The sequence below is a fragment of the Nitrospira sp. SG-bin1 genome, assembly GCA_002083365.1.
Classification (GTDB): Bacteria; Nitrospirota; Nitrospiria; order Nitrospirales; family Nitrospiraceae; genus Nitrospira_D.
On record LVWS01000038.1, the window covers coordinates 72,189 to 90,369 of the forward strand.

Annotated in this window: 15 protein-coding genes and 1 tRNA gene; all 16 read left to right on the forward strand. The window is 54.2% G+C overall.

Annotated features, from left to right (window positions below):
* Positions 1 to 363 precede the first annotated feature (363 nt).
* The 16 genes from A4E19_07915 to A4E19_07990 all read left to right on the forward strand — a co-directional run bounded on the left by A4E19_07915 (position 364) and on the right by A4E19_07990 (position 17,990).
* Positions 364 to 624 (forward strand): hypothetical protein, encoded by a 261-nt coding sequence (locus A4E19_07915; GenBank protein ID OQW31529.1) that lies wholly within the window; start codon positions 364 to 366, stop codon positions 622 to 624.
* Positions 625 to 1,221: 597 nt separating this feature from the next.
* On the forward strand, positions 1,222 to 3,405 hold the full coding sequence (locus A4E19_07920; GenBank protein OQW31530.1) for a squalene-hopene cyclase: 2,184 nt from the start codon (positions 1,222 to 1,224) through the stop codon (positions 3,403 to 3,405).
* An 83-nt stretch (positions 3,406 to 3,488) separates the two neighbouring features.
* Positions 3,489 to 4,235 carry a hypothetical protein gene (locus A4E19_07925; protein ID OQW31531.1) on the forward strand — a complete coding sequence of 249 codons (747 nt, stop codon included), beginning with the start codon at positions 3,489 to 3,491 and terminating at the stop codon, positions 4,233 to 4,235.
* The gene (locus A4E19_07930) at positions 4,232 to 4,999 is read left to right on the forward strand and encodes an ABC transporter permease (GenBank protein OQW31532.1); all 768 of its coding nucleotides are present in this window, start codon (positions 4,232 to 4,234) and stop codon (positions 4,997 to 4,999) included. Before A4E19_07925 ends, A4E19_07930 begins: the two co-directional genes overlap by 4 nt.
* 2 nt (positions 5,000 to 5,001) lie before the next feature.
* Positions 5,002 to 5,760 (forward strand): ABC transporter ATP-binding protein, encoded by a 759-nt coding sequence (locus tag A4E19_07935; protein ID OQW31533.1) that lies wholly within the window; start codon positions 5,002 to 5,004, stop codon positions 5,758 to 5,760.
* Positions 5,761 to 5,772: 12 nt separating this feature from the next.
* Entirely contained in the window at positions 5,773 to 6,216 is a 444-nt protein-coding gene (locus A4E19_07940) for an outer membrane lipid asymmetry maintenance protein MlaD (GenBank protein OQW31534.1), read from the forward strand.
* A 58-nt stretch (positions 6,217 to 6,274) separates the two neighbouring features.
* Complete coding sequence (locus A4E19_07945; GenBank protein OQW31535.1) at positions 6,275 to 6,913, forward strand: organic solvent tolerance ABC transporter substrate-binding protein; 639 nt, start codon at positions 6,275 to 6,277, stop codon at positions 6,911 to 6,913.
* A 16-nt stretch (positions 6,914 to 6,929) separates the two neighbouring features.
* A complete protein-coding gene (locus A4E19_07950) occupies positions 6,930 to 8,138 on the forward strand; it encodes a hypothetical protein (protein ID OQW31536.1) in 1,209 nt (402 codons plus the stop codon).
* Positions 8,139 to 8,355: 217 nt separating this feature from the next.
* On the forward strand, positions 8,356 to 10,302 hold the full coding sequence (locus tag A4E19_07955; protein ID OQW31537.1) for a 1-deoxy-D-xylulose-5-phosphate synthase: 1,947 nt from the start codon (positions 8,356 to 8,358) through the stop codon (positions 10,300 to 10,302).
* A 28-nt stretch (positions 10,303 to 10,330) separates the two neighbouring features.
* Positions 10,331 to 11,515 (forward strand): 4-hydroxy-3-methylbut-2-en-1-yl diphosphate synthase, encoded by a 1,185-nt coding sequence (locus A4E19_07960; protein ID OQW31538.1) that lies wholly within the window; start codon positions 10,331 to 10,333, stop codon positions 11,513 to 11,515.
* Between the two features lie 113 nt (positions 11,516 to 11,628).
* Positions 11,629 to 12,978 carry a hypothetical protein gene (locus A4E19_07965; protein ID OQW31539.1) on the forward strand — a complete coding sequence of 450 codons (1,350 nt, stop codon included), beginning with the start codon at positions 11,629 to 11,631 and terminating at the stop codon, positions 12,976 to 12,978.
* Between the two features lie 72 nt (positions 12,979 to 13,050).
* Positions 13,051 to 13,125, forward strand: a tRNA-Cys gene (locus tag A4E19_07970).
* Between the two features lie 113 nt (positions 13,126 to 13,238).
* On the forward strand, positions 13,239 to 15,515 hold the full coding sequence (locus tag A4E19_07975) for a hypothetical protein (protein ID OQW31540.1): 2,277 nt from the start codon (positions 13,239 to 13,241) through the stop codon (positions 15,513 to 15,515).
* A 261-nt stretch (positions 15,516 to 15,776) separates the two neighbouring features.
* A complete protein-coding gene (locus tag A4E19_07980; protein ID OQW31541.1) occupies positions 15,777 to 16,793 on the forward strand; it encodes a hopanoid biosynthesis associated radical SAM protein HpnH in 1,017 nt (338 codons plus the stop codon).
* 84 nt (positions 16,794 to 16,877) lie between these two features.
* Positions 16,878 to 17,270 carry a hypothetical protein gene (locus tag A4E19_07985; protein OQW31542.1) on the forward strand — a complete coding sequence of 131 codons (393 nt, stop codon included), beginning with the start codon at positions 16,878 to 16,880 and terminating at the stop codon, positions 17,268 to 17,270.
* Between the two features lie 195 nt (positions 17,271 to 17,465).
* The gene (locus A4E19_07990; protein OQW31543.1) at positions 17,466 to 17,990 is read left to right on the forward strand and encodes a hypothetical protein; all 525 of its coding nucleotides are present in this window, start codon (positions 17,466 to 17,468) and stop codon (positions 17,988 to 17,990) included.
* Positions 17,991 to 18,181 lie beyond the last annotated feature (191 nt).

The following is an 18,181-nucleotide window of genomic DNA, read 5'->3' on the forward strand; positions in this document are numbered from 1 at the left end:
CATTGCGCGTGACCTGATCGCCAGAGTGACAAGCTTTTACCCCTTGTTACGTACCTTTTTTGGGTCTTGGCATGTCAATTCGCGGTAGGAATTTTGATCCATCAGTGTGCAAAAGTGGCCAGATTGCATGCGGCAACGCGCCACTATCTGGCACGGGGGTTGATGAAATGGTGCATCATGTGAACAGTCTTAGATGAAGAAGGCTATACCAAATCAACAACTTGTGCGATGCCTATTGGGGTGTCAATCATGGACTGGGGTTTAGAAAGAAGGGATTTTGCTATGAGAGGCGAATGACCTGCGGTATCGTTATTGCTCAGTAGTGCGGATACCGCGTCACAATCTGCATGAGGGAGGGCAACCATGGCACTTTCGCAATCCCGGGATAGAACATCTCTTCGGCAATCGGCCGCTGACCTCTCCTTGACCCAAGTGACTCTGGAGGCACTGCTCATGCCCCATCATCGCAAAGCCGAAGCAGAACAGTCACGGATGGCGAGAGATGAACGGCGTGAGGATCTGGACGATGATCCATTGGGACCTGCCAGAGGCATCATCAACGGATTGCGTCTGTCTGCGACATTGTGGAGCGTCATTGCTCTCATGGTTCTCTTGATGCGGTAACCCGTTCAAGGTTTTTGATCCGCTTTCCCCTTGATTCAGCATTGTCCTCAACTCAAAGTGCCTCGGCACTCCTTCTTTCGTTCCTTTGGCCCGCAATTCCAAAGAAAATTAGACACCGTTCCTCTGATTTCTAAAGCTTGTGTTCTAGAATTCCGTCGTGGCGAGACACGACCTTCTTTTTCGTCACACTGATCCGTTTTCCCGAGGTCGAACGGATGTAATGGTTCTTCTAATCAGCCGCTCGAGCAATTTATATCGTTTGGCCCGAAGAACGCTCCAGACCCGGCTTGAATGAGCTGATGTGACAACCTCTTGAACGGATATTCGCGCAGTAGAAATGGCATGAGTACCGGCTCTGCTGTTCACACCTGAGTTCTGTGACTCAAAGAAGCTGTCGGAGGGATGTGTGCCGTCACCTACACCTGCAAAAAATATATATAGTTCAGGCACTTCTCCTATCGTTCGCTTGACTCGCTTCCCATCGTCTGTTATAAGCCTCCCGTATATTGTGAGTATGGAAAGGTTTACGAAGGGAGACCATTGCAAGATGCCGGTCTTTCACCCTCCTCAATCCTGTCGTTCTCGTCATAAAGATTCATGAATATCATAAAGGCGTTATTCAATCGCCTCTCTGATAGTCTGCTCTCGACCGTTCAGGGGCGACTCGATCATGCTTCTGAGCTTACCCCTGTTGCCTCGCTTCGCTTGGTTTCGGACAAACCAGTAGTTCTATCGGCATTGGATTCTTCCGCCGCCCGACGGCCTATCGGCCATGCGGTCAGCCAGCCTGATGCGGTGGATGATGCCATCAGACGGAGTCAATCGTGGTTTTTCAATCGCCAGCATGCCGAAGGGTATTGGGTTGCCGAACTGGAAGCGGACACGACTTTGACTTCCGAGTACTTGATGTTGCGTCGATTCCTGGATCGGGTCGATCCTGATCGGGAGGCGAAGGCTGTTCAATACCTTAAGACGACGCAATTGCCGGACGGTGGATGGCCCATCTATTACGGTGGTCCGGCGGAGATCAGCGCATCGGTCAAAGCATATTTTGCGCTCAAACTAAGCGGCGTGGCGGCGGACGAACCGTGTATGATCCGGGCCAAAGAGCGGATTTTGGCGATGGGCGGCGTCTTGCACGCCAACGTGTTTACGAAAATCACGCTGGCCTTGTTCGACCAGTATGATTGGGAAGGTGTCCCCCATATGCCGGTCGAACTGATGTTGTTGCCGAAAAAGTTCTACTTCAGCATCTATGCGATTTCGTATTGGTCTCGAGCCGTGTTGATTCCCCTACTCATCGTATTTGCGCACCGCCCGGTTTGCCGAATCCCACGCGAACAAGGCATCGACGAATTGTATCCAATCCCGCGAGCGGAAGTTCGGTATTGGAAATACCCTCCGTTCAATAAGGATCAGGCGTGGTTCACTCCCCACAACTTCTTCGTGGCATTGGATGCGATGCTGAAACTGTATGACCGAATGCCCATGCGGGTGTTGCGGGAAAAAGCATTGCATAAAGCTGCCTGCTGGATGGTGGATCACCTGAAAGGGTGTGGCGGGCTCGGTGCTATTTATCCGGCAATGGCCAACTCAATTATGGCGCTTCAATGCTTGGGATACAATGCCGATGATCCCCTGGTCGTCAAGGCGCTTCGTGAGATCGAAGAGTTGGAGGTCCACGATTCCACGATGATCGATGATGAGGTCGTCTCCACGCTTCATCTCCAACCTTGTTTTTCTCCGATTTGGGATACCGCGTTACTCACGAATGCTCTGATTGAGGCAGGAGTATCGCAGGATCATGCCGCCCTTCAAAAGGCGGGTCGGTATCTCATGTCCAGGCAAACCAAGACCGTGGGTGACTGGATTGTCTCTTCGCCGAGGGCAGAACCGGGTGGGTGGTATTTTCAGTTTGAGAACGAGTTGTACCCGGATGTGGATGACTCTGCCGTGGTGATCATGGCACTCTCCAAATTGAAGATCCCTGGTCAGGAGACTGCACTGAACGCGTCTATTCTGCGTGGGATGCGATGGGTCTTGGCGATGCAGGGGTCCGACGGCGGATGGGGGGCTTACGATAAGGACAATAACCGGGTTGTTTTCAACTATATTCCGTTCGCCGATCACAAGGCGCTGTTAGACCCCAGTACTTCCGATCTGGCCGGGCGGTGTCTGGAGATGCTCGGCGCCTTGGGATATGACAAGACTCATCCAGCCGCCGGACCGGCCTTGGCCTTTCTGAAGAAGGAACAGGAGGAAGACGGTAGTTGGTACGGACGCTGGGGTGTCAATTATATCTATGGAACGTGGTCCGTGTTGGCGGGACTCAGGGCGATCGGTGAAGATCTCTCGGCGTCGTACATTCGTCGGGCGGTCACCTGGGTGGAATCGAAACAGAATCCCGACGGGGGATGGGGCGAGTCGTGTCTCTCTTACAGAGACGATGTGAATCATCACGGTGCGGGAGAGAGCACGCCGTCGCAAACTGCATGGGCGTTGATGGCTCTGATGTCGGCCGGAGCGATTGATTCCTTCAGCGTCGCACGCGGCATACAATTCCTCCTTCGCCGCCAAACGAGGGATGGTTCATGGGAGGAAATCGCTCATACCGGCACCGGGTTTCCGCGTGTGTTTTATCTCCGGTATCATTGGTATTGCCAATACTTCCCGCTATGGGCTCTGGCGATGTACCGGAATCTTCGCTCCCGTGGGAAGATGCGGGCCGACGAACTTCGCCATCATATTCAAGGAACTGACTCGCCCCGGTCCGAGCATTGACCTTCGCCGATTCTCTTTCCCCTCGCTCCTCTGATACTGTGCCGCCGAAACGAATTGCTGTTTTTGCCGCCACTTCGTGGGAAATGGTCTCGGTGCGGTCGGCATTTCCTCCTGGCGTTGAACGGCGAATCGGCGATCTCTCCGTTCACGTGCGAACCGTAGGCGATCGAGAATATTGGCTTGCTCAAACCGGCGTCGGTCTTGAAAAGGCAGGGCGAAGGGCAGCTCAGTTGCTGGATCATCAGTCGTTCAGCCTTGCGATTTCCTCGGGGTTTGCCTGCGCGCTCATGGCGGCACACATCGGAGCGCTCTTGGTAAGTCGAGAAGTGATGCATCAGGGGACAGGCCACGACGAGCTCTCGGAAACGGTCGATGTGCCCGGCGAGGAACGGGATCTCGTGTTGACGTTTGTCGATACTGTGGTGCCTCCGGCACACATCGGACGATTCGTGTCAACCGATCGGGTGGTCGGTCGAGCCTCGGAGAAGGAACAGCTTGCGCAACGTACGGGAGCCATCGGCCTTGATATGGAAAGCTTCGCGTTGGCTGCTCAAGCGCGACGGACACGAGTGCCTTTCGTCATCATCCGCTCTGTCTCGGACCTGTTGGACGAAGATCTTCCGCTTGACTTCAATCTCTTTCTCAGGCCCACTGGGTGGCTTAAAGGTATCGGCGCGGTCTTGTCCGCTCCCTCATGCCTCCTTGGCCTTGGCCGGCTCCGTCATCAGAGCGTCGTCGCAGGAGAGGCCCTAACGGATTTTTTCCGCCGCTATGCTGTCGCAATGGCGACGAAGCGGCGAGAGGAAGAACTTTCAGCGACTCAATCATGATGCTTGTGCGACTGACCGGCCGATGGGCGCTCACCCATGTGGCAGAGATGGGCCGGATGTTGATTTTCGTGGTGTCGTCGTTCGCGTGGCTGGCACGTCCGCCGTTGCGTGGCATGCAAATCGTCAAGCAACTCCACTTCATCGGCTACAAGTCGACATTCGTCGTCGTGCTGACAGCGGCGTTCACCGGAATGGTGCTCGCCCTCCAAGGCTACTACACGTTGCGAAAGTTCGGATCCGAGGGCTTATTAGGTTCCGCCGTGGCGCTCAGCATGATTCGCGAACTGGGGCCGGTCTTGGCCGCGCTGATGGTGACGGCGCGCGCCGGTTCCGCCATCACGGCGGAGATCGGCATCATGCGGATCACGGAACAGATCGACGCGCTCGATACCATGGCCGTCAATCCGCTCCAATATCTGATTGCGCCGAAGCTCGTGGCAGGGTTAATCGGCGTTCCGCTGCTCGTCGCGATCTTCGATGTGGTCGGGATCTACGGCGGTCATCTTGTCGGAGTGGACCTGCTCGGCGTCAATGCCGGTTCGTACTGGAATTCCATCGAGGCCGCGGTCGAATGGAAAGACGTCTACGGCGGCATTCTCAAATCCATCAGTTTTGGTCTGATCGTGAGTTGGGTGTGCTGCTATAAGGGCTTTTACACCAAAATGAGCGCCGAAGGGCTCGGCGCCGCCACGACCGAAGCGGTCGTGTTGTCATCGGTCTTGATTCTCATCTGGGACTACTTTCTGACGTCATTGTTGTTGTAGTCATGCTGAAGCTTGTGGGTCTCACGAAGACGTTGGGCGGTCAGCCGGTCTTGCAAGGCCTTGATCTCGTCATCCCTGAAGGAAAACTGACGACCATCATCGGTCGCAGTGGTGAGGGCAAGAGCGTGCTGCTGAAGCACATGATCGGCCTTCTCCAACCGGATTCAGGGGAAGTGTGGATCGATGGGGTCGAGATTTCGCGACTCCGCGGCAATGCACTCAACGAAGTGCGAAAGCGGTTCGCGATGTTGTTTCAAGGGGCGGCGCTGTTCGATTCGCTGACGGTGTTCGAAAATGTGGCCTTTCCGCTCAGAGAACGACTTCGAATGAAAGGGCCGGATGTCACTGACCGCGTGAACGAAAAACTGGAGCAGGTGGGTTTGGCCGGCATGGGGCATAAATTCCCCGCGGAACTCAGCGGAGGCATGCGCAAACGCGCCGGGTTGGCACGCGCATTGGTGATGCAACCGGAGATCATTTTGTTCGACGAGCCGACGACAGGTCTCGATCCCCTCATGGCCAAGTCGATTCATGATCTCATCACGAGCATGCAGCGGAAGTTCAGATTTACCGCCGTGATGGTGAGTCACGAAATTCCGGAGATATTCGGGATTTCGGACTATGTCGCCATGTTAAAACGCGGAAAAATAGCCGTGATGGCCGAGCCGGCTGAGTTTCAACGGACGACCGATCCCGAAATCAGAGAATTCATTTCAGTCGGCGGGACGGTGGCGCTGTCCCACGGCGGTTTTCGCGGGTAGAGGAGGGGCATGATGGACAAAAGCCGGCTGGAGCTGATCGTCGGTGCATTCGTGTTGATCGGGATCGTTTGCTTGGGCTATCTTTCGATCAAACTCGGCAAGTTGGAACTGATCGGCGGGGACGTCTATGAAGTCGATGCTCTGTTCAATTCAGCCACCGGGCTGAAAGCCGGGGCTTCCGTGGAAGTCGCCGGTGTCGAGGTGGGGCGAGTCAAGACGATCAGCTTGAAAGAGGACCGGGCGATGGTGAGACTGGCGGTCCAGAGCGGGACGAAGCTCTATTCCGATACCATCGCCTCGATCAAGACGAGAGGCATCATCGGCGAAAAATACCTGGCCCTCTCGCCGGGTGGTGGGGGAGACGCTCTGAAACCGGGGGATACCATTCGCGACACGGAATCGGGGCTGGACTTGGAGGAGTTGGTGAGTCAATACGTTCATGGTAAGGTCAATTAGCCTGATCGATCAAGCGGATGAATTGCAGGACGCCATATTGGCGTGAGAGAGAGGCGCGATGAGGGCGTTCAAGAATGCTCGCAGCGGACGAAGAGGTGGTCGCGTGTGGTTCACGGGATTCATCATGGTCATCTGTATCGGAGTGACGCTGCCCGGGTACGCGGGGCCGCCCACCGACTCCATGAAGGCCACGATCGACGAAGTGCTCCGCATCGTGAGGGAGAAGGAGCTCAAGCAACCGGAGAGAGCCGAGGAACGAAGACACCTTTTGGAACGGGTGGTGGCGGCCCGATTTGACTATACGGAAATGTCCCGTCGAGCTTTGGGCGCTCCCTGGAACCAGCTGACCGATCAGCAGAAAGATGAATTTGTCGATCTTTTTCGGAGGCTGCTGACGAACTCATACGCGGACAAAATTGAAACCTATTCCGGTGAGGGCGTGCAGTACCTGAATGAACGAACGGAAAAGGAATATGCTGAAGTTAGGACCAAAGTGCTCTCCGGAAAGACAGAGATCCCGCTGGATTATCGCCTGATCAACAAGACGGACGAGTGGCGAGTCTACGACGTTGTCGTGGACGGAGTCAGCCTGGTGAACAACTATCGCGGGCAGTTTACGAAGATTCTTCGTGCCTCCTCCTATTCGGATCTCGTCGATCAACTCCGCAAGAAATCCGACAAACTCAAGGCGCCATAACGTCGTGTGCGGAGTCATGAGGACGTGTAAGCGCAGCCTTGCTGTCGGTGTCGCACTCGTGCTGTTGTGTGGGCCGTGTCCCTTTGCGCGCACCGACGCTCACGCCGACGTGAAGTTTTTCCCGATTCCCGCCGTCAGTTCCAGCAAAAACGACGGGAATGATGTCGGGATGATTGTGCCGGCCCTCATCACCGGACCCGACGGGGACCTCAAGTATTTGGTCGCGCCGATGGTGGTCTACAATTCGATCGTGGGTACCCGAGGCACCGTCAATCTCTTCCGTTATGAGCCGGGTGGAAAGGAGCTTCGAGGCATCGCGTCCTGGACGGAAGAGATCGAGCGGAAATTCTTGTTGAGTTATGTCGATCCGGGTTTCAGTAACGGGCGGTACAGCATTGGGTTTAGCGCCACCTATTTCAAGAACGCCACCGTGCGATTTTTTGGGCTTGGCCCGACGACGGTCGAGGGCAATGAGACCAACTTCACGGCTCCAGAGACGAGGCTGAACTGGAGATTCGGCGTCTATGCCAATGAAGTGACGCAGATCGCCGTGAGTCAACGACTCCGACATATGCAACCGATCCAGCAGGGCGCGACGGAACTTCCGTTCACGGGAAATGTGTTTCCAAATGTCCCAGGAGTGGACGGGGCGACGATTCTTGGCCAGCGGGTCAGCTTCCACTACGATACGCGGAATAACCTGGTGACCCCGACGGATGGGATGGCGATCACGGCTTATGCCGAACTGAACTACAATTTCAAAAATAGCGCCGATCCTCTGTATTCTCGGTATGGTCTCGAGATCAAAAAGATGTTCGCAAGCGAATCCAAACGGGCGATTCTCGTGATCCGCGGTGATTTGCAAGCCACGCTCGGTTCAGATGTTCCGTTCTATGAACAGAGCTCGTTGGGCGGTCAGGATAACCTGCGCGGGTTCGGCGTGAATCGGTACATCGACAAGCAGCTGATCGCGTTCAGTATTGAGGAACGCATTCATATCCTTCGCACGCGACTGGCCGGGGTCATGGCGGATTTTGAAATTGCGCCGTTCATCGATACCGGGCAAGTGTTCAACTCGTTCAAGAATGTGAGCTTCAAGGATTATCGCATTACGCCGGGTATCGGATTTCGGGGGATCATACGGCCCAACGTCGTGGGACGTATTGATTATGGGTTCAGTAAGGAAGGTGGGGCAATCTTTGCCGGCCTTGATTTCCCGTACTAGGTATCATGCTCTACGCGCACTGAGCCGTCTTTTTCGGTAGGCTCATGGGAGCCGGAAGGAAAGTCCGATGACTAGGTTTCTTTCATAAGCGCTTGACTTCAAACGGTTCTTATGTGAAACTCCACCCAAATTTGGCTCCGTACAAGGGTAGCGGTCGGTGTCGGTATCGGTGTCAAGGGAGTGGTAGGTGATGGCAGACAAACGAAGGAGACCATCCATGTCCATATTGAAGACGATCCATAGTCCCGCTGATCTGAAGCGGTTGTCTCCGGACCGGTTCCCGGCATTGTGTCAGGAAATTCGCGAGCAGATCATCGGAACGGTCGCGAATGTCGGCGGGCACTTAGCTTCGAATTTGGGGGTGGTCGAGCTCACGGTCGCGTTGCAGTATCTTCTTGATACACCGACCGACAAAATCGTCTGGGATACCAGTAATCAGTCCTATACGCACAAACTCTTGACCGGTCGACGCGAACAATTCCATACGCTTCGTCAATATGGAGGACTGAGCGGATTCTGTAAGCGAGAAGAGAGCGCATACGATGCCTTCAACGCCGGTCATGCGGGCACCGGTGTGTCGGCTGCCTTCGGGATGGTCGAAGCTCGGGACCAGCTGAAACAAAAACACAAGGTGGTCTGTGTCGTCGGTGACGGGGCGATGACGGCGGGTATGACACTGGAAGCGTTGCATCATGCCGGGGGACTTGGAAAGGACTTTCTCGTCATCTTGAACGACAATCAAATGTCGATCTCAAAAAACGTCGGCGCTATTTCCGCCTATTTGAGTCGGACGATCACGGGCGAATTCTATGGAAAGATGCGCGAAGAGACCGGTCAGCTATTGGGGAAAATTCCTCACATCGGCTCCGACATGCAAAAGCTCGCTCGACGTGCCGAGGAACTTGCCAAAGGCGTCATTCTTCCCGGCTTGCTTTTCGAGGAATTGGGGTTCCAGTACAGCGGTCCCATCGACGGCCATAACTTCGAGCATCTCTTGCCGACCCTTGAGAACGTTTTGAGGATGAAGGGACCGGTCCTGCTCCATATCATCACCAAGAAGGGGTTGGGATACGAGCCGGCCATGAAGAACCCGGTATGGTTCCATGCCTGTCCTCCGTTCGTCAGGGAGACGGGTGCTCCCGCAAAGAAAGCGGCTCGTCCTTCCTACACGACAATCGCGATGGATACCCTCGTCAAATTGGCTCGTGAGGACAAGCGCGTCGTCGCGATCACGGCGGCTATGTGCGAAGGGACGGGACTTACCGCATTCGAAAAAGAATTTCCGGACCGCCTCTACGACGTCGGTATCGCGGAACAGCATGCGGTGACGTTTGCGGCGGGGCTTGCCGCGCAAGGGCTGAAGCCGGTCGTGGCGATGTACGCGACCTTCTTGCAGCGGGCATACGATCAGGTCGTGCATGATGTCGCGACTCAGAATCTTCCGGTCGCCTTCTGTATTGACCGAGGAGGACTCGTTGCAGAGGACGGGACGACGCATCACGGAGCCTTCGACTATGCATATCTGCGGCATGTTCCCAACATGGTTGTCATGGCTCCCAAAGATGAAAACGAGCTGCAGCACATGATGAAAACCTGTTTAGATTTTAACGGGCCGATTTCGGTGCGCTACCCACGAGGGATAAGTCTCGGTGTAAAGATGGATTCGACTCCCCATGCCGTGCCTGTGGGAAAAGGCGAGCTGCTGAAGGACGGAACGGATGTGGCCATCATTGCGATCGGTGTGTCCGTGTGGCAGGCTGTTGAAGCAGCTGAACGGCTCGGCAAAGAAGGTGTGTCGACGGCGGTGGTGAACGGCCGATTCGTCAAGCCTCTCGATCATGACCTGATTGTCGATGTGGCAAAGCGGGTACGCTATATTGTGACGGTGGAAGAAGGCTGTAAGATCGGCGGATTTGGTTCAGCTGTGCTGGAAACCCTCTCGGAATCCGGCGTGACGGATGTGAAGACCAAGATCCTCGGCCTCCCCGATTGGTACATCGAACAGGGGCCGCAGGATCTGTTGCGCGAACGGTATGGCTTGACGGCCGAGGGCATCTACCAGAGCGTGAAAGAACTGCTCGGCAAGACCCCATCGGTACAATCTCAATTTATCGGTGCTACGCTGACCGACCATCTTCCCCATGGAGACGAACAGGGTAGCTGAGGCCTAAAGGAAAAGAGACTCACGTCACATGCATATAGCCAGACGAAAAACCCGACAGATATCGGTCGGAAAGATGAAGATCGGCGGCGACGCGCCGGTATCCGTGCAATCCATGTGCTCGACGGATACGCGTGACGTGGCCGCAACGGTCGCGCAGATTCACCAGCTTGAGGCCGCGGGTTGCGAGCTCATTCGCGTGGCCGTTCCCGACGACGAAGCCGCTCAGGTCCTTCCGCAAATCAAAGCGGCCATGACGGTGCCGTTGATCGCGGACATTCACTTTGATCATCGTCTTGCGTTGAAGGCCGCACAAGTCGTCGATTGCGTCCGGATCAATCCCGGCAATATCGGCGCGTGGTGGAAAGTGGAAGAAGTCATCAAGGCGGTCAATGAAAGAGGGATTCCGCTTCGAATCGGCGTCAACGGAGGATCACTCGAACGGCCGTTATTGGAGAAATACGGATGGCCTTCGCCCGAGGCGCTGGCCGAGTCCGCGCTCAATGCCGTGCACGCACTGGAAGACGTGGGCTTTACCGATATGAAGGTTTCCCTGAAAGCCTCGGATGTCCATCATGCCATCGATGCCTATTGGCTCTTCGCCCATCAGTCCGACTATCCTCTTCACATCGGGATTACAGAAGCAGGGACGACCATGACGGGCGCGGTGAAATCCTCGATTGGCCTTGGCTACTTGTTGTCACAAGGTATTGGCGACACATTGCGCGTGTCATTGGCTGCCGACCCAGTCGACGAAGTGAAAGTCGGGTTCGAGATCCTCAAGTCCCTCGAGTTGCGTCACCGGGGCATTAACGTGATCGCATGCCCGACGTGTGGACGCGTGGAGATCGATGTTGTCAGGATGGCGAACGAGTTGGAAAAGAAATTAAGTCACATCAAGACGCCATTAAACGTGTCGGTCCTCGGGTGTGTCGTGAATGGAATCGGGGAAGGCAAAGAAGCCGACATCGGGATTGCCGGCGGCGAAGGGAAAGGCATCTTGTTCAAAAAAGGAAAATTGGTCCGCAAGGTTCCGATGGAAGAATTGATGGATACACTGATTGAGGAAGTCGAACTGCTTGCCAAAGAAAAAGAAGCGGAAGGAAACGGCGAGGTGATCGAACCTGCTCCCTCACACGAGTGGGAATCGCTGGAACCCCGATCGGATCATCCTTCAACGCTGGGCAGAAAAATACCGGTCTTGCCTCACCGGTAAGCACATCGCTCACAGTTGCCTCGATTCAGCCCCTGCTTCGCAGAAGCCGCACGCCTTTTCTCCAAGAACCGATTGACGTGCTCTTTCAGGTCATGTATGTGTGCCGTGGAGTCATGCGATCACAATCCATTATCCGCTGGGCCGGGGAGTTCATCAAGTCGGAGCTTTTTGCGCGGCTGGTGAAAGCGGGGCTTGTGATGATGGCCGTGGTGCACGGCTATATCATCTCATTCGGGCGATCATTTCACTTCCGTGACATTGATATCCATCGTGAGATCGGACGGCGCTTTCTCTCGGGTGAATATCTCTACGCCAACGACTACTGCTACATGTATTTGCCGACCACCGGCATTTACTTTGCGCCGTTGCTCGCCTTCGAGAGAAATACGAGTTTAGCCCTTCGTTATGCGGTTGCTGTTGGGTGCTTGGTTCTCACGATCATGCTGTTCCACCGTATGCTGTGCGGCGCAGCCGGCTCCAATGGCGGATGGAGCCGGCTATTGGTCGGTGTGGGAGCGGGAGCGTTGACGCTGCAATTCATCTTGAATGACCTCGACGACGGTGGTCCGCATCTCATGCTGTTGGGGATCCTCACGGGCGGGATCTACTCGATATGGATTGGAAGAGAGCGGTTGGGGACCGTTTTGATCGGATTTGGTATCGTACTCAAGATCACCCCTGCGCTCTTTGTCCTGCTGTTTCTTTGGAAGCGGCAGTGGCGATTGGCCTCATATACCGTACTCGCCACCGTATTTTGGATCGTCCTGCCAATCTTGTACATGGGCCCGATGAGCTGGTGGGACCATCACTCGGAATGGACCAGGAACGCGGTGTTGTCTGTGCTTGATCGGCAGGTTGAGGGGCGACAGGAAAATGAGCTTCAGAAGGCCAACCTTTCGCTTCGCCATACCATGCTGCGATATTTGGTGGCCTACCCACCGACCCATCGGCTTCGGCAAGTAGACCAAAGTTACAAGCCGGTGTTGGATCTTCCGTCGCCGGTTGCGAATGCGATCATTGGGACTGCCGCGGTGAGTCTGTTGGGGCTCTTTGCGTGGTCCAGCCGACGCACGTTTCAAGGGCCAGGGGATCCAACGTGGGCTCGGGAATGCGCCGGTACGTTGCTTCTGGCCTTGTTCTTTTCGCCGATTACGTGGGATCAGCACTTGGTGTGGATGATCCCGGCCGCCCTTATCGTGGTGGCTGCCGCCGTGCAATTGAGCGGCCGTTTGAGCCGTACAGGATACGTCATGTTGGCAGTCTATGTCGGGCTGACGATGGTGTTGAATTACGAGGTCGTGGGTTCAGCCAGATGGGAAGCACTGAAGAGTTATCATCATCTTGGTATCGCCATGCTGATTTTGTATGGGTTGCTTTTAAGTAGTCGTGGCGGCTGGAACGATTTGGACTCACGGCCAGAAAGAGCAGGTTCCGGCTCATCGCGTGTGATGGGCGTGACGTAATTCATTATCGTCTGCCGTACTGGCGTCTGTGTTGTGTTCCAGAAAACGAAACGACTATAATGCCGCCTCCGAGGCGCCGTACCCAAGTGGTAAGGGAGCAGTCTGCAAAACTGCGATGCAGCGGTTCGAACCCGCTCGGCGCCTCCACTTATTCCTGCATACTATCCAAATCTGAGTGAATTCCTGGAGAGGTTGGCATAACGCCTTATCTGCGTGTACTCACATCACCGATGATGACTCGCCTCACTTGCCTTCTGTTCATGGCGACACTGGTGAGTGGGCGTTCTCTAGGTGTCAGCATCGTTAACTGGGCGTTCAACTATTGCCCACCTAAAACTGAGGGGGTCCACCGGTATTATGGCTCGCCTGATGCAGACAATTTAGTAATCTTTATTCATGGGCTCTGCGGAGATGGGCAAGCGACGTGGACAAATACAAGCACCCGTTTCATATTCCCTGAGGAGCTCGCCAGGGACCTTGCCCAAGAAAATGATTCAGCTTATGTCGTTGCCTTTGATTATGCTGGACGCCTCCAAGATGGTCCCAGCATTCTCAGTATTGCAGATCACCTACAATTTGAGATCGATGAGTTACTGAAGAAGCATTCATATCGGAGGCTACGGATTGTCGCCCATAGCATGGGCGGGCTTGTAGCTCGCGAGTATATCCTGCGTCGCCACACTCGTGCTCATCCTCAACTTAGAGTAACTAACCTCGTCCTACTAGCGAGTCCAAGCAATGGGAGCGAATTGGCAGAGCTGGGACGGCTAATTCCCAAAAACAGACAGGTTGAGGAGTTACGGTCTATCGATAAGGGGAACAGCTATTTAGAATCGCTCAATAGAGATTGGAACACTGAGTTCAAAAGCGCCGGGCATCCTCGGAACATACTGCTATATGGCGGGTACGAACAGTTATCGGATTGGCTGACAGGCCCTGTTGTCACTCAAACCTCTGCCATACCCTTCACCGAAGAGACAATGGGATTCCAAGAAACACACGAAAACATAGCAAAGCCAAAGAATAAGAACAGTGAAATCTATCGGTGGGTTAAAGCCAAGCTGGGGGAATCACGGGAAAAAATGGCTTGGCGGCAGCTCGAAAGCATGGTCAAAGAAGGACTGCTGTCCTCAGCGGACATCCTGAAGCTGATGCCGCGCACTGTGGAGCTGTTGGAAGGTCTACAAACCGCCGCAAGCACCGAACTGCAAAAAAAGGCATTGGCTAACGTGAAGGCTGGGCAGTTGGAAGCGGCCTTGGCGCTGCTCGCCGAGGGTGAGCCGACAGAAACGCGTTTAATCGATGACATAGCTGGACGGCGATTCATGCAAGGGCAAATACATGAATTGCAGGTTCAGATGCCGCAGGCGGCTTCCAGTTACTCTCAGGCTGTGCAACTTGCTCCAGCGAACGCTTTATATCGTGAGCATTTCGGAAAATTTTTAGTTCGTGCCGGAGATGCGCGAGGAGCTATCGTACAATTTGAAGAAGCGGTTCGCCTTAGCCAGGCCAGTGGCAACTTGTATCTTGAAGGAAACGCGATAAATGGTCTAGGGGGTGCTCATAGAAGCCTAGGAGAGTTTGCCAAGGCCATCAATTATATAGAACGAGCCCTAACAATACATCGCAGGGTTGGCGATGTGGTCAATGAGGCTATTGATCTAGAGAGTCTGGGCGTTGTCTACCAAAACATGGGGCAGTATGTTACGGCGGTCGGATATCTTGAACAAGCACTGGTTCTTAATCGGAGGATCGGGAATACCCTAGCCGAAATCACCGTTCTCATGAACCTGGGTATTGTTTATAAAGATCAGGGGCAATACGCCAAAGCCATTGAGTCATTTGACCAAGGCCTCGGTTTCTATCGAAAGCATGGTGACTTGAGAAACGAAGCGATCATACTAGGAAGTCTCGGGGTTACATATGAGTTACTGGGGCAGGATGCCAAGGCCGCTGAATATTCTGAAGAAGCACTTACAATTTTTCGCAGGATTGAAGATGCGCGAGGCGAGAGCAACGCTCTGGGAAATGTTGGCGCGGCTTACGTTAATCTTGAGCAATACGAGAAAGGCATCGAGAGTCTGGAGCGGAGTCTAGCTATCGCTCGTAGTATTGGGGATCTTCGAGAGGAGAGCAATGCTCTCGGAAAATTAGGCAATGCCCACAACAAAATGAGGGAGTATGCCAAGGCCATTGACTATTTTAAAGAATCCATCGTGCTTAGTCAGAAGATCGGCGACTTGAAAACTGAGTGCACCGGTCATGGGAACCTGGGCGGCGCATACGCCGGCCTTGGGCATGTTGACAAGGCTATCGAACATTATGAACTAGCGCTGGCGATTAGTCGAAAAATAGGTGACTTGAGGGGCGAGGCCAGCGCCCTTGCAAATTTGGGCCTCGTCTACAAAGAGCAGGGTCAGAATGTGAAGGCTCTTGAATTTCTAGAAAATTCTAGATCGATGTTTGAAGACCGACTAGGAATCAAATTTCCATTAAAAGATGTATTGGATCAATTTGATTCCGGTGTCGCCAGATAGCGCGCTTGCCATCACATAGATCATCGCTAATCGTTTAGTTCTCGGACGCTGTAAAACTACGATGCAGGCGCCGGGTCAGGACGTGCAGTGACGATATCCTCTGAGCGCAAGCTGACTGCGCATGGAATGCTGGAAATTGACGGGCCTCGAGTGAGATGTTACAATCCCGAACATTCTTGTGCCTCCGAGTTCAGCTACGCGTGTAGCTGTTCATATATATAAGGTCAATTACAACACCATCAGATAGTTAAGGAGAACGGAATGGCTGTTCCGATTTCCCAGATGTATACAGTGGCGACGTATGTGCTCTCCCAGAAGTTGCGGGGAGTGAAGCGGTATCCGCTGGTGCTCATGCTCGAACCGCTCTTCCGCTGCAACCTGGCCTGCGCCGGCTGCGGAAAGATTCAGTATCCCGACCATATCCTCGACAAGCGGTTGACGCCTGAACAGTGCTGGGCGGCGGCGGAAGAATGCGGAGCACCCATGGTGAGCATTCCGGGAGGAGAACCGCTCATCCATCCTGAAATCGCCAAAATCGTCCAGGGCTTGGTGGATCGGAAAAAATACATTTATCTCTGCACGAACGCCATTCTTTTGGAGCGAAAACTGGATGAGTTCAAACCTTCCAAGTACCTGACGTTTAGCGTCCACATGGATGGCCTCAAGGACGAACACGATTTGGCGGTCTGTCGCGATGGGGTCTATGATGTGGCCGTGAAGGCCATCAAGGCAGCGGTCAAGCGCGGCCATCGGGTCACGACCAATACGACTTTGTTCGACGACGCACATCCTGAACGGATCAGAAAGTTTTTCGACGAAATGATGGGCCTCGGTGTCGAGGGGATGACGATCTCACCCGGGTACAGTTATCAGAAGGCTCCGGATCAACAACATTTCTTGAAGCGGGCACGGACTCAAGAGCTCTTCTCCAAGATTCTTGCTCGCCCCAAGCCGGGTTGGCAGTTCAATCAATCTCCACTGTTTTTGGATTTCCTCATGGGCCGGCGTCAATACCAGTGTACGCCCTGGGGGAATCCCACTTATAACGTCTTCGGATGGCAGAAGCCCTGCTATTTGCTTCAGGAGGGGTATGCCAGAACGTTCCGTGAGCTGATGGAGTTGACGGAATGGGAGAGATACGGAACCGGTCGCAATGAGAAATGTGCCGATTGCATGGTTCATTGCGGGTATGAGGCATCGGCCGTTGAGGACACATTTAGCACCGTTTCCGGGTTTGCACGGACAGCCAAGTTGACCCTCTTGCCTACTTCACGGTGATTCCCACGTGAAGCGGTCTTTGTCGCCCCACTCGTAGGGCGGTCATTCAGTTTACGAAATACGCACCCGAATGATGATGCTCGAATGACCGATATCAAGAATCACATAGCGGATGCCACTGCTTCTCTGGAGGGGCGTGTGTTCAAACCCGCCGCTTCGGCGGAAACTATCGAAGCCGTCGAGCTCGCTTTCGACTATCGTGGCGATGTGACACTGACGTTGAGCTCCGGTGAATCGATCACCGGCTACATTTACAACCGCCACGTCACCGCGACCGACGCTTTTGTTGAACTGTTTCCCGCCGACCGACCGGATCCTCGACGCATTCCGTACTCCGACATCACCACGATTGCGTTCACAGGGGAAGACACGGCGAACGGAAAATCATGGGAAGCCTGGGTGTCCAAGAAAGAGTCCGAGCGTCGGGCTGAAGCTGCAAAAGTGGAAGCAGACGCACGTACGCGAGGATATCTCTAAAGCCGTTCTCGAGCGCAGAGTTTTCAATCCTAACGAACTTGTTGCACCTCTCGCGAGTGACCCCAAAACGGCCCGCCTTTTCGTTGACAAAGATGGAGTGCTGTGCTAGAAACGCCTGCCCAATTGTAGCGTGCTCGTGGTACCGCGGTGTGCATTTCTCCGAAGGAGCGACCGACGAGTCAGCAAACAAGTTCGATGCTTGGCAGGAGAAGGCTAGCAGGTCTGAGCGTATTCGTTTACTGTCTCGCACTGGGTGCTCTATTCCCTACCGTGGCTTCTGCGACGCATGAAGCGGACCACCGCTTTATGGTGGAAGGGTATGTTTGTGATCAAGACGGAAAGGGACTTTCAAATATTGATGTGCTTGTCAAGGATACCAAGATCTCATATGGCCAGGTCGTGAAGACTGATGGCGATGGCTATTACAAGGCCATGTTCCATCTCCATAATGATAACTTTGGCGATCCCCTTCTCATAGAAGCAAGGGCGGAGCAGAAAAATCTTAAAGTTGAATTCGACCCCAAAGATCTAGAGGCTGAACGAAAGGTCAGGGTTGATTTTGGAAGTGGTTGCGCTGCAAGTAGTCCTCCCGCCTGGGTATTATGGGGAGGTGGCGCGGTGGTCGTAGCGGCTGGTACTATTTTCGGTGTGAAGCTCGTCCGTTCTCAACGGAGGAGGGAACGGGCAAAAACACCATCGTACCGAAAGAGAAAAACATAATCACCGATAACGGTCCTTGAGGAGGGGCTGCGGAGTACCTCGCTGGATCGGTCGATGGGTGGGCGAGGGTTGGAGTGCAGAACAGCTGGGGCGCGAGTAGAGGGAACGCTTTTGCAGGAGGTATGAACGCCTCGGCAGAAGCGTTTTTATTTGTCCCGGCTATGGCTTCACGCCGAGCATGAAAAAGGGAA

Coding starts and splice junctions, on each gene's coding strand:
- A4E19_07960 (OQW31538.1), top strand. CDS start 10,331: ATGCATATAGCCAGACGAAAAACCCGACAGATATCGGTCGGAAAGATG.
- A4E19_07945 (OQW31535.1), top strand. CDS start 6,275: ATGAGGGCGTTCAAGAATGCTCGCAGCGGACGAAGAGGTGGTCGCGTG.
- A4E19_07985 (OQW31542.1), top strand. CDS start 16,878: ATGACCGATATCAAGAATCACATAGCGGATGCCACTGCTTCTCTGGAG.
- A4E19_07975 (OQW31540.1), top strand. CDS start 13,239: ATGGCGACACTGGTGAGTGGGCGTTCTCTAGGTGTCAGCATCGTTAAC.
- A4E19_07990 (OQW31543.1), top strand. CDS start 17,466: ATGCTTGGCAGGAGAAGGCTAGCAGGTCTGAGCGTATTCGTTTACTGT.
- A4E19_07950 (OQW31536.1), top strand. CDS start 6,930: ATGAGGACGTGTAAGCGCAGCCTTGCTGTCGGTGTCGCACTCGTGCTG.
- A4E19_07980 (OQW31541.1), top strand. CDS start 15,777: ATGGCTGTTCCGATTTCCCAGATGTATACAGTGGCGACGTATGTGCTC.
- A4E19_07935 (OQW31533.1), top strand. CDS start 5,002: ATGCTGAAGCTTGTGGGTCTCACGAAGACGTTGGGCGGTCAGCCGGTC.
- A4E19_07925 (OQW31531.1), top strand. CDS start 3,489: ATGGTCTCGGTGCGGTCGGCATTTCCTCCTGGCGTTGAACGGCGAATC.
- A4E19_07920 (OQW31530.1), top strand. CDS start 1,222: ATGAATATCATAAAGGCGTTATTCAATCGCCTCTCTGATAGTCTGCTC.
- A4E19_07955 (OQW31537.1), top strand. CDS start 8,356: ATGTCCATATTGAAGACGATCCATAGTCCCGCTGATCTGAAGCGGTTG.
- A4E19_07915 (OQW31529.1), top strand. CDS start 364: ATGGCACTTTCGCAATCCCGGGATAGAACATCTCTTCGGCAATCGGCC.
- A4E19_07965 (OQW31539.1), top strand. CDS start 11,629: ATGCGATCACAATCCATTATCCGCTGGGCCGGGGAGTTCATCAAGTCG.
- A4E19_07940 (OQW31534.1), top strand. CDS start 5,773: ATGGACAAAAGCCGGCTGGAGCTGATCGTCGGTGCATTCGTGTTGATC.
- A4E19_07930 (OQW31532.1), top strand. CDS start 4,232: ATGATGCTTGTGCGACTGACCGGCCGATGGGCGCTCACCCATGTGGCA.